Origin of the sequence: Alteromonas sp. CyTr2 (assembly GCF_947311905.1) — a bacterium.
Lineage (GTDB): Bacteria > Pseudomonadota > Gammaproteobacteria > Enterobacterales > Alteromonadaceae > Alteromonas > Alteromonas macleodii.
In genome coordinates, this window is record NZ_CAMZMZ010000003.1 from 188,788 (window position 1) to 198,996 (window position 10,209).

Consider the following 10,209-nt stretch of genomic DNA (forward strand, 5'->3'; position numbering starts at 1 on the left):
ACAGCTTACGCTGCAGATTTTTTCGCTTCTTTTACCAAGCTAGAAACGCGATCTGATAAGCTCGCGCCTACACCAACCCAGTATTCAACACGCTCTAGATCTACGCGAAGACGCTCCGCTTGACCTTGTGCAGTTGGGTTGAAGAAACCGATGTTTTCAATGAAACGACCGTTTCTTGCACGACGGCTATCAGCCACCACTAGTTGATAAAATGGACGCTTTTTCGCGCCACCACGCTGTAAACGAATAGTAACCATAAATGCCTCAAACTCGTTGTAGCGTTACCGTTAACTTAAGCCTTCAACCAACGTCTAAAAATTAGACACCAATTAGAAGGCCGCCGAATTATACGGATATCACCACTCAATGCAAGTAAAAACCTGATTTATCCTTTGTTTAGTTCAATATCGCTCCCGTAAGTAGGTGATGGCCTAAGAACGCAAATACACATGCATGATCTTTCGTAAGTTTCTTTAAAATAACATCTGGTGGTGTATTGTTAACGTAGCACTAGAATTTAGTGTGGATAAAAAACTTAAGCCATATGCAGTTTAAAGGATGGCAGTTAACTGGATTTTAGTTTTTCTCTGGCGCATTTGTTAATCAAAGGCTTCAGTAAATGGATCACGAAGAAGGATTATTCGAATGAAATTATCATCACTCATACTCGCTACATCAATTGCTCCACTTTTCGCGTGTTCATCCGCTACAGATATGGTCACACAACAAGCAGAAGTCCAACCCAATGAAGCTCGTATAGACTTTTTCGCTAACCGCGGAGAAGCCTTTGACAATAAGCGAGAGTACGTAAAGTTGATGTGTTTTAACCAACGCCCTAACGGTGCGTTAGTTCTTCGGGATGTTGAGCCGGGAGAGCATGTTCTATTTGTTCAAGCCAGTGTCGTAAACACTGACCTGCCTGATGGTACCACTCGCGAGGCGATAGTTAGGCTAGATGTAAACTTAGAAGGCGGCAAGCGTTACTCGCTCAACCAATCTCGTGACCATCACGATATGAAAGTATGGCTCCAAGAAACGGATTCTGGCGTCCCTGTTTCTGAAATCGTTACAACCCGTGTTGAATACCCAAAATCGGTGGGAGATTTACGCCTTGAACAATGCAAGGAAGGCACAGTTTAAAAGTACTCGCTTCTTTCAATAACGATTATAGATGACGCAGGGTTACACTTGCGTCGTTATAGTCGTAGGGAACGTTTTGCCACTGTGGCTTTTTAAGCGCTTGTGATTTTGTCTCTTCTGCCTCGGCAAATTTGTTTGATTTGAGTATTAAGCTGGGAAAGCCTTGGGCGCCTATACTACGCGCCATATGCATTTCTTCGTTTAATTTCTCAATTGTACTTTCACTGTTAAGTGCTATTTCAAAGCGCTCGACATCAAGCCCTATTTCTTCAGCAAATGCTATCAAGGTATCAAAATCCGACGGGTTTTTCGCATTCAGGTAATACCCTTCTTGAATTGCCTTGATCATTGCCTTCTCTAATGCTTTTGCTTCATCGCTATCTCTAGCCTGCGCTTTTGCTGCAAGAACTGCTCGACACGAAGGGTAGGTCGAACGACGAGGCTGACACTTTGTCCAAAAATCATAGTTGAATTGTGTTCCAGGCACACGATCTTGAATAGTTTGCCAATAGCCTGCAATAGTAAGTTTCATTTGTTCCGGCATAGGTAAATCACTATCCGGTGCGAGCCCGCCAAGCAAGTAGACAACCTCAATGTCGTTGGGTAACTCACGCTGTATTTGCTCCCAAGTAGGAACGAATGCCCAACACCAACTGCACATTGGATCATGAACATAATACAAAGTACGTGCTTCACTCATCGTTATTTTCCCGTTTTAACTATTTTGCTTTGCTTCTGCGACGTTAACTTTCATCCCAGCGTAAATACTGCCGCTGTAATCGCATTGCCTACGTCCAATGTACATGCTTTGCCGTATAATCCAAATAATGAATTTTAATAAGCGTAGCGAAATCAACGCTATGAATTAGTTATGCGCATGAAGAGGTAATTTTGACAACACCACTCGCTAGTGTATCAACCAAACAAGTCTTACAGTGGATTGGCTCACATTTACTTCGCTACAAAGCGCGCGTTGTAGGTGCAGTTATAGCACTTTTCACGGCCGCAGTTGCATGGCTTTTACTTGGGCAAGGCATTAAGTACGCTATCGACAGCGGCTTCATAGAAAACGCAGCGGATACGTTAAACAAAGCCACAGTATTAGTGCTAGCCATTACTATCGTGGCCTGTTTAGCAACATATGCGCGCTTTTACTTAATGACTTGGCTTGGCGAGCGGGTTAGTGCTGATATCAGAAACCAGGTATATGCGCACTTGCTGTCTCTTCCGCCTTCATTTTTTGCGGAACTTAGAACTGGCGAGGTCATTTCTCGATTTACTAGCGACACTACAATTATCCAGACTGTAGTGGGAATGAGTTTGTCGATGACCCTTCGCTCGGTCGTGACTTTCGTTGGTGCACTGGCACTTATGACGTTTTCTAGTCCCCTTCTTACCTTCTGTGTAATTGTTGCAGTACCCGCTGTGCTGGTTCCTATCAAGGTACTGGCGCCTCAAGTGCGCCGTTATGCCAAAGAAAGCCAGGACAAAGTGGCAGACTTGGGTGCACGCATTGATGAAAGTCTCCATGAAATTATGACCGTACAGGCCTATACCGCTGAAAATGCCGAACGACTGCATTTCTCTAAAAAGGTAGAGCTTGCCATGGACGTAGCTAAAAAGCGTATTCACTATCGCTCACTACTTATTGGCTGCATCATGTGTATCAGTATGACGGCCATCATCTTCATTGCTTGGGTGGGGGCAAGGCAAGTATTAGACGGCACTATGACCGTAGGTGAACTCTCCGCTTTCCTTTTCTATGCCGTAATGGCTGGCGGCAGTGTGGCCACAATCAGCGAAGTCATTGGTGAAGTACAGCGAGGAGTTGGTGCAAGTGAGCGTTTGTACGAGCTATTTACCACTGAGCCTTCTATTCGATCTTTGAATGGTGACACAGCTGAAGCCTCTGCTTCTTCAACGTACTCAGCATTAAAAGGAGCAAGCGCTAAACCGATAATCTCCAAAGCGGCACCAAAAATAGAATTGGAAAATGTCAGCTTTGCTTACCCCAACAGCAAACCTTTGTTTGATAATTTAAACATTAACATTCAAGCAGGAGAACGTCTTGCTCTGGTAGGAGCAAGTGGCGCAGGCAAAACAACACTATTTCAATTATTAATGCGCTTCTACGACCCAAGTGCCGGACAAATACTGTTCAATGGTGCGCCAATCAACAAAATGCCTGTAGACGTTCTGCGCCAACATATTGCGATAGTTACCCAAGAGCCCGTGGTCTTTGCTGATACCGTGTTGGAAAACATTCGCTACGGCAGCCCACATGCAAGTGACGACGCCGTGATAAATGCAGCGAAGCAGGCATTTGCCCACGAATTTATAGATAACCTAGATGAGCGCTACAACACACAGTTAGGCGAACGAGGCGTAAAACTTTCTGGCGGTCAAAAACAACGTATTGCTATTGCTCGCGCTATTTTGGCCGACCGCCCAATTTTACTCCTCGATGAAGCGACGAGTGCGCTTGATGCGATGAGTGAGCGTATGGTTCAACAAGCGATAGATAGATTAATGGTAGGCAAAACCAGCATTGTGATTGCTCACCGACTTGCGACAGTGCAGCACGCCGATCGCATATTAGTTATGGATAAAGGTCAGGTCGTAGGAAGCGGCGACCATGCATCGTTAATGAAAAGCGATACCCTGTACAGGGAATACGCCGAACTGCAATTGCTTAGCTGAACCGCCTGTGGTGCTATACGGTACAAACAACGAGGTCGACCAATCGACTACAAAACATACGTTTTGGTAATACAAAAATAAAGGGCCAGCAGCTTTTTCTGCACAGGTTCCAATAACGCTACGGGTTTAAAATGAAAAATTCATTCTATGGTGCAATGAAGACATGGACAGGTCTTTGCGCTCTTTTTTTAATGATGGTGCCAACTGCAAATGCGCAGTTTATGGGAGACAGGCAAGCAAAGCTTGTAGTAACCAAGCCCATTGAATTTATGAACGAAACGCGAAAAGTGGAAGCAGTAGGTAGTGCTGAAGCCGTTCGTTCAATTGTGTTATATCCTGCCGTCGCTGATGAAGTAACAGAAATTAACTTTGTCCCTGGGCAAACAGTAGAAAAAGGAAAGGTGCTTGTTCGTCTTGATGATAGACGTCAGCAAACGGCATTAAAACGCGCCAAACTCACTTTGGAAGACGCACAGCGCACCGTAGAACGATTAGCATCAAGCTATAAGCAAGGCGCTGTGCCGGTCAGTGAATTGGACTTAGCACGCACTCAACGTGACCTTGCAGAAGTTGCATTGGAAGAAGCTCAAGCCGATTTACAAGACAGACACATCGTTGCGCCTTTTGACGGTGTTGTGGGCATAACTGACGTTGAAGTAGGCGATCGCATTAACGAGCAGACTGTGATCACTACACTGGATAACAGAAGCAAACTCTTTATTAACTTCAGAGCGCCTGAAGCAGCATTGCCCGTTTTACTGAATGCGCCAAACGTAACGCTTGAGCCATGGAGTGACAGAGAGAAACTAGTAAGAGCCGAGATAGCTCAGGTTGATTCTCGTATCAATGAGGCTGATAGAACGCTTCGCGCTAGAGCATTACTCGACAACTCTTCTGATCAATTTCGCCCTGGCATGAGCTTTCGGGTTAATTTAAGCATTGAAGGCGATCGCTTTGCTGCCATTCCAGAAGCCGCACTTTTGTGGGGAGCTACTGGCGCTTACATATGGCTTGCCGAAGACGGTAAGGCTAAACGTGTTGACGTGAGTGTTCATCAGCGTCTTAGAGGAACTATCCTTGTTTCGGGCGACATTGAAGAAGGTGACACACTAATTTCTGAAGGTGTACAACGCTTACGTACCGGACAAGAGATTACTACCGAACTGGCCGGAGGGCCTCAAGGTGAGTGATCCAAACCTATCTTCGTCAGTTAGCGACTTACCATCGCTATCTATTCGACGCCCGGTTCTTATTGTTGTACTAAATCTACTTATTGCTATCGCTGGGTTTGCTGCATTGAGCGGTCTTGAAGTGCGCGAACTGCCCGATGTAGATACACCTCAGGTAACCGTTACAGCAGAATTTCCCGGCGCATCTCCTGAAACAGTAGATGCCGAAGTAACTGGTCGCCTTGAAGGTGCGGTTGCGCGTGTGAGTGGCGTCAAAGACATCTATGCGCAAAGTGAAGAAAACTCGGCCCGTGTTCGGGTTGAGTTTCGCCCCGGCGTTAACTTGGAAGACGCGGCTAACGAAGTACGTGAGTCGGTCAGTCGAATTCAGCGACAGCTTCCGGAAGATGTCGAACAAGTATCGATCATTCGGGCCGACAGCGACGCTCAGGCGGTCGTAAGCCTTGCTATTTCAAGTGATACCTTGGACATGGAGACGCTCACCGAACGTGTCGACACCGATGTAGCACCATTGTTTTTAAGCATTCCTGGCGTTGCCGACGTTATGTTAGATGGAGAAAGAGAGCGTGTGCTGCGCGTTTCTGTAGATCCTCTACGATTAACCAGTTTTGGCCTATCGATGAGTGACATTGCTAATGCACTATCGCTTGCGCCTTTTGATGTACCCGCTGGCAGTATTCAATCTGCCGAACAAGCGTTAATCGTGCGAGCTGATGCAACTTCGGTATCGGCAGAAGATGTGGGTAACATTGTTGTAAGCGGTGACATTCGCATTAATGATGTTGCCAGTGTGTACTTCGGCCCTGCCGACACCACCAGCGTAGTTCGTTTGGATGGAACGCCAGTCATAGGCGTTGGCGTAATACGTCAAGCAAGCTCTAATACGATCGAGATTTCAGATGAAGTGCTGGCCATGGTCGCAGACCTCGACAAGCGTTTTACTGATATGCATATCGTAGTAACGTCCGATGATGCAGAGTTTATCCGCGACTCGGTTAAAGAAGTGGTCGTCTCACTCAGCTTGACCGTGGCGTTAGTCGTGGTCACACTCTTAGTGTTTATTGGTTCATGGCGTGCCACCATCGTCCCTGCCCTGTCGATACCCGTTTCGCTAGCGGGTGCACTGGCTATTATTTGGGGCATGGGCTTTTCCATTAATATTCTTACCCTCCTCGCTCTTGTATTGGCCACGGGTATGATAGTAGACGACGCTATTGTGGTTTCTGAAAATATACAGCGTCGTAGAAGTATGGGTCTAGGTGCCCGTGCGGCAGCCGTGGTGGGCACACGAGAAGTATTCTTCGCAGTAGTAGCAACAACCGCAGTACTCGCCTCAGTATTTATTCCCATCGCATTCCTTCCTTCTACTGCAGGGCTTTTATTCAGGGAGTTTGGAGGCGTATTAGCTGGCGCTGTTATAATCTCATCTTTCGTTGCCCTTTCCTTGGTTCCTGCACTTACCGCCCGACTTAAGGTGAAAAAAGCGAAAGAAAGCGATTTGTTTAGCAAGACCTTTGGCCGTTTTGGCAACGCTTGTTTGCGCCTGTATCAGGCGTCATTATTAAAAGCGCTCAAATATGGCTGGGTAGTTGGTGTGTTGAGCTTAGCAGCAGGCGGTGGCGCTTATATTTTATCGCAAAATATCGATAATGAATTACTGCCAAGCGAAGACAGAGGCACAATTCGTATTTTTGCACGAGGTCCAGACGGTGCTGGCCTAAACTTTATGGACAGACAAGCTGAAAAGATGGAAGAACTGCTGCTTCCCTATGTGGATAACGGCACCATAGATTCCATTTACACGGTAGTCGGTTCGTGGGATCCCAACATCGTCTTTATCACAGCGCCTTTGAAGCATTGGGATGACCGAGACAAATCTCTGCAAGAAGTAGTAAATGAAATACGCCCTAAGCTTCAGCAAATTCCTGGTGCACCAGGTAGTGCCTTCGGCGGCAATAGTTTGAACCTTCGCGGTCAAAGCGGCGGGCTTGAAATAGCTTTAACTGGCGACACTTATGAAAACATTTTCGAAGCTTCACAAGCGTTCTCTCGTCAGATTGAAGATGCACTACCTGAACTAGGTAGACCGAGAATAAGCTACGACCCTACCCAACCTCAGATGAGAGTAAATATTGACAGACGCCGTGCTGAAGAACTGGGCGTGCCGCTTACCGATATAGCAAGTACCCTGCGCGCCGCTGTGAACGGCGATGATATCGCAGATTTGAATGTGGGCGACCAATCTATCCCTATCATGCTGCAAACTAATAATCGCAGTACATTAGATCCATCTGAGCTTACTAGCTTGTATGTGAAAAGTACCGACGGAAACTTGGTGCCTCTTTCTAGCGTAGCTTTCATCAGTGAAGAAGGTGTTGCCGCTGAATTAGAGCGTCAGGCACAGCGCCGCGCAATTAAGCTGGAAATGGAATTGCCCGAAGACGTAGCGCTTAGTAATGTAGTGGAAAATATTCGCAATCTAGCGGCAGAATCATTACCGAACGGTATCGGACTTGTGTTTCTTGGCGAAGCACAAACTTACGAAGAAACGTCTAAGCAAGTAGCGCTTACCTATGTGTTGGCTTTTGTCATTGTACTGCTTGTATTGGCTGCACAATTTGAAAGTGTGAACAGTGCGGTTGTGGTTATGCTTACCGTTCCTTTTGGTATTGCAGCCGCGGTCTATGCCCTGTTTTTAACCGGCACCAGCATTAATATTTACTCGCAAATTGGCTTGGTAATGTTGATAGGTCTTCTCGCCAAAAACGCGATTCTTTTGATTGAATTTGCCGACCAGCTTCGCGATAAGGGTTATGATATTTACGATGCTATTGTTGAGGCTGGTAGAGTGCGTTTACGCCCTATTATGATGACGCTGGTTTCAACAATCCTAGGTGGCCTGCCGCTCATTCTGTCCACAGGCGCTGGCGCAGAAGCTCGTAATGCTATTGGCTGGGTCGTATTTGGTGGATTGGGTATTGCCGTAGTATTTACCCTTTACCTGACACCGGTTTTGTATCTTGCACTTGCCCGATTTACCAAGCCACGCGCAGACGAAAGCGCTAAGCTTGAGAAGGAAATGGAAGAAGCCAACGCACAGCATTCCTAGGATTTTCCCGCTTAAGTAGGCGCTATGCCTATTTAAGCGGCATCTAAACGGCTACTGTGCGCTAGGTTTGCTTTGAGAATTAAGAGAGACGCCCAAGCTACGTGTGTTGTCACAACAAGTGTTACTTCCCGCGTTAAGGCTTGGGCGTTTTTTTATTAAAAAACGGCTGATGCTAGAGCTTTCAAATGGATTAAGAACCTACTGCCCTAGTAGGTTTTACAGAACGCTTTGACTTTGGCTTTACCAGTAAAGGCGAGTAGTTGATCGACCATTCTATCAAAGTAAGGGTTGTAGGTTAGCCTTGCATACACTTTATCTTTCTTATTAGTTGCTAACTCTTCATCAGCGTTATCGGGCTCAAATCCCCACGGCCCATACCACACTTCTTCGCCCGCTTTGCAGCGCGCTTCAGCGTCACTACCTTGACCGTTATCACATATGCGAAAGTCACTCGAAGTACCATATAGCGGGTTCTTATCTGAAAAAAGTGTACTCATATGGGAGGCTGCGCTAATCCGCTGCTCCGGGACCTTCGTGGTTTGCATGACGAGTGTATTTTCAGGTACATCGGGTTCATCCTCACCCTGCCACAATAAACACTTGTGTGGATGAGTAAAATTATCTCTAAACTGTTCAGCTACTTTTGATGTGTCAACCACACTGTCTTTTTCTGCCACCACCATAAGCACAGGTAAATTCAACGCACGCTTTTCTTTTTCCGATTTAGAGAATAAATCTTGAAGCACATTTACGCTTTCTTGATAGGCAGCGAACCCTGGCATTGCAGTGGAGTTATAGCGGCTTGGGTTATCTTCTTCTTCAACATTAGGCCAGGGAAATAATGAGTCAATATAAGGCGCTAAACGGGACACAAAGAAGCGTGATTTAAAGGCTGGTGAAAAATGCATTAGCCCTTTTATATCAAGCTCTTCAGCCATCGAAAAACTTGCTATTGTGGTCAAGTTAGCGCCCGTCGAAAAGCCACCAATGTAGAGGTTGTCTACTTCTTCGGAAAATAGTCGTATGTGATGATTAGTTTCTGTCTGCCACTGCTGATAGCTAACATTTAGCATGTCTCCGGGTTTTGAGCCGTGTCCCGGCAACAAGATGGTTCTAACGTGAATGCCCTCACTGCACATGGCGTTGGCGACATCACGAAAAAAGTAAGGTGAATCGCCTAATCCATGAACTAACAAGACGCCAATATTGCGGTATTGTGTGCCGCATTCAAATGGCATATTCATGGACATTTCTTGTGCTTTGTCGTCAGAAATAAATGCCCTATGTTCAAGCAAGTAACGTTCAACTTCATTTAGGTAATTATCGAAAGGCTGCACACCAACCGGGAAGGCCTGTGCACTGGCGCTGAACTGAGAACTGTGCGACGAATGGCAGCCGCTCAATAAGAACAGCGCGAGAGAAGCAGCACATGCGTGTGCTGCTTTAACGGTAAAATTTGGCATTGTTAACGTTTAGGTCTATGGCAATAAAAAGCGATTATTGCAGTGTATCTTTACCCGAAACTAATGCTTTGGCGAGTAATTTATGGGTAAGTAATGATAGCAGTTCGGTTTCTTCCTCGCTTCGTTCGCCATCAACGCCCGTGATCGCCATTGCAACCTCTAACGTTTTCTCGGCATCAAACGATAGGTCGTGCTTCAAACTGCGTAAAAACGTCCTGGCATCACCGGTGTCAATGGCCTTTCGCGTTTGGTATATCGTGTCGTTTAGAAATGCTTCGCGACAGATTGGGCTTTGCCAGTCTAAAGACTCAACCATTGCATTCAGGTAGTCTTGTTCCGACAATGTGACCATTCCGTCGACTTGATAAAGTAATACTGAAAGCTTGATAAGGGCTTGGTTAAAACTTTGTTGTTCTGATAATTGCATAACACTCTTCCTCTTCGTACTGTACGCGGCAGTACCACAACATGCTCTGCGTCCTAGCAGTAGCGATAATTTTTTTGTGTCTACACCGAGCTATTTAACACCCAAAGCATCAATAACGCGTCGTTGTTGAACTACGATAGGACCTATAAACCTTTAACTTGGTTCCAAGGTTTAACAGGG

At 46.1% G+C, this 10,209-nt stretch carries 8 protein-coding genes; 4 read left to right on the forward strand and 4 right to left on the reverse strand.

What is annotated here, in order from left to right:
- Nucleotides 1–5 precede the first annotated feature (5 nt).
- The gene (gene rpsP / locus QME20_RS03515; protein ID WP_014948832.1) at nt 6–257 is read right to left on the reverse strand and encodes a 30S ribosomal protein S16; all 252 of its coding nucleotides are present in this window, start codon (nt 255–257) and stop codon (nt 6–8) included.
- A 388-nt stretch (nt 258–645) separates the two neighbouring features.
- Between rpsP and QME20_RS03520 the strand changes: the two genes are divergently transcribed.
- Nucleotides 646–1,140, forward strand: coding sequence for a hypothetical protein (locus QME20_RS03520; RefSeq protein ID WP_039227272.1), 495 nt, complete (start codon nt 646–648; stop codon nt 1,138–1,140).
- Between the two features lie 25 nt (nt 1,141–1,165).
- Here the strand turns inward: QME20_RS03520 and QME20_RS03525 are convergent, their stop codons facing one another.
- Nucleotides 1,166–1,840, reverse strand: coding sequence for a DsbA family protein (locus QME20_RS03525; RefSeq protein ID WP_168532678.1), 675 nt, complete (start codon nt 1,838–1,840; stop codon nt 1,166–1,168).
- A gap of 191 nt (nt 1,841–2,031) precedes the next feature.
- On the opposite strand from QME20_RS03525, the gene QME20_RS03530 reads away from it, so the two are divergent.
- The 3 genes from QME20_RS03530 (at nt 2,032) to QME20_RS03540 (ending at nt 8,139) form a co-directional block, all read left to right on the forward strand.
- Nucleotides 2,032–3,840, forward strand: coding sequence for an ABC transporter transmembrane domain-containing protein (locus QME20_RS03530; protein WP_131137018.1), 1,809 nt, complete (start codon nt 2,032–2,034; stop codon nt 3,838–3,840).
- Between the two features lie 131 nt (nt 3,841–3,971).
- Nucleotides 3,972–5,030 carry an efflux RND transporter periplasmic adaptor subunit gene (locus QME20_RS03535; protein ID WP_014948828.1) on the forward strand — a complete coding sequence of 353 codons (1,059 nt, stop codon included), beginning with the start codon at nt 3,972–3,974 and terminating at the stop codon, nt 5,028–5,030.
- Nucleotides 5,023–8,139 (forward strand): efflux RND transporter permease subunit, encoded by a 3,117-nt coding sequence (locus QME20_RS03540; RefSeq protein WP_281715459.1) that lies wholly within the window; start codon nt 5,023–5,025, stop codon nt 8,137–8,139. The genes QME20_RS03535 and QME20_RS03540 overlap by 8 nt, the downstream gene beginning before the upstream one ends.
- Before the next feature lie 206 nt (nt 8,140–8,345).
- On the opposite strand, the gene QME20_RS03545 is transcribed toward QME20_RS03540, so the two are convergent.
- Both QME20_RS03545 and QME20_RS03550 read right to left on the reverse strand, forming a co-directional pair.
- Nucleotides 8,346–9,602: an alpha/beta fold hydrolase gene (locus QME20_RS03545; RefSeq protein WP_281715460.1), complete on the reverse strand. Its 1,257-nt coding sequence runs from the start codon at nt 9,600–9,602 to the stop codon at nt 8,346–8,348.
- A 34-nt stretch (nt 9,603–9,636) separates the two neighbouring features.
- Nucleotides 9,637–10,029 carry a TerB family tellurite resistance protein gene (locus QME20_RS03550; protein WP_049585858.1) on the reverse strand — a complete coding sequence of 131 codons (393 nt, stop codon included), beginning with the start codon at nt 10,027–10,029 and terminating at the stop codon, nt 9,637–9,639.
- Nucleotides 10,030–10,209: the final 180 nt, after the last annotated feature.